General features: G+C 54.4%; 2 protein-coding genes. Both read right to left on the bottom strand.

Annotated features, from left to right (window positions below):
* Positions 1 to 461: Imm61 family immunity protein (locus tag HMPREF2975_RS09785; RefSeq protein ID WP_141757406.1), on the bottom strand; the 461-nt coding region annotated here is incomplete at its 3' end.
* Positions 458 to 1121 (bottom strand): TNT domain-containing protein (locus HMPREF2975_RS09780; protein WP_227469367.1); only part of this gene is annotated, 664 nt, incomplete at its 5' end. The genes HMPREF2975_RS09780 and HMPREF2975_RS09785, both read right to left, overlap by 4 nt.

Genomic DNA, 1121 nt, shown 5'->3' with positions numbered 1-1121 from the left:
TAAGAAAACAGCACAGTCTCTGAATAGTCGTTGACGAGATCGTCATGCATACGAAAAGGCAAAACCCGACCAGCCGGCGTTCTCAGCGTATATCGGCGGGCTTCCAGCTCCACCAGTTCATATCCGGGGCGCTGCTCATAGGTGTAACACGGAAAGTACAAGGACGCGTAGCCGCGCTGCGCCCAGCGGAATGATTCGCCCGCCTGGTAGATGAACCAGCGCGTCACCAGGTCAAGATCCGGGGAAAAGAACGAAAAGAAAATCCTCTCATTCCGCGAGCTGCCTCCATACGCGAACTGCCCATCCTCAAGCTGAGCCAAGTGGTAAATCGGATCACCAGCATGACTGATACTGATCGAACGAGGATGGAACACATTGCGCATGAAAAGAGCGTCCGAACTTTCCGCCAGCGGCCTCAGCTCTTCGAAAAACGGCTCGTCAAGACTCGTGAGTGACATCATTTCAAAATCCCTCGTTTGATCATTTGTTTGACCGTTAATGGTTCGCCATCTAGATCGAAGACTTGTATTTGTGTTGCGCCGCCAGAATAGCCGAACCCGGGTGCAACCGTGCTGACTTCAAACGTGTATCCCTCAGGCAAACTGGATACCGTGTATGAGTAGTGGGGTTTGGCCAGTGATTCGTGTGGTAGTGCGCGGCGCTCAAATGAGACAGGCACACCGTCAGGCGCCGCAGCCAGCCATTTTCCTCTTGGTTCGCCGATGCGGTCAATGCTGGTGCCGTATGTGGCTGTGAATTCATCGAGTCCCATGCGGACCTTGGTACCCGGCACATACGGTGGATCAGGATACTTGTAATAACCGCTTTGAGGATCAACAAACTCGTGTGTCCACTCATTTTCAGTGTACGGAGTGTGGTCAGGTTTCCTGCCCCACTCAGCATCCGTATCTTTCAGGAGCGGATCCGAATGCTCCAAGTCTATGTTGTATTGGTCAAACTCCTGTTTGGTTCGCGGGAGTTCACTCGCACGGGTGTGCGGTTCAGGGACGGGCGGACCCGTGGTGGGATGCGCGCCCTTCGGTGAGTGCACCGAAGACACGTCCAGGCCTTTTGTATTCACTGGGGCGTCTGCGCCTTTGCGGAGGAGCCTGTTGAGGGTG

The organism is Actinomyces sp. HMSC065F12 (genome assembly GCF_001814535.1).
Taxonomy (GTDB): Bacteria; Actinomycetota; Actinomycetes; order Actinomycetales; family Actinomycetaceae; genus Pauljensenia; species Pauljensenia radingae_A.
Note: the sequence above shows the minus strand (reverse complement) of the source record. Positions and strands in the feature narration are given on the sequence as shown.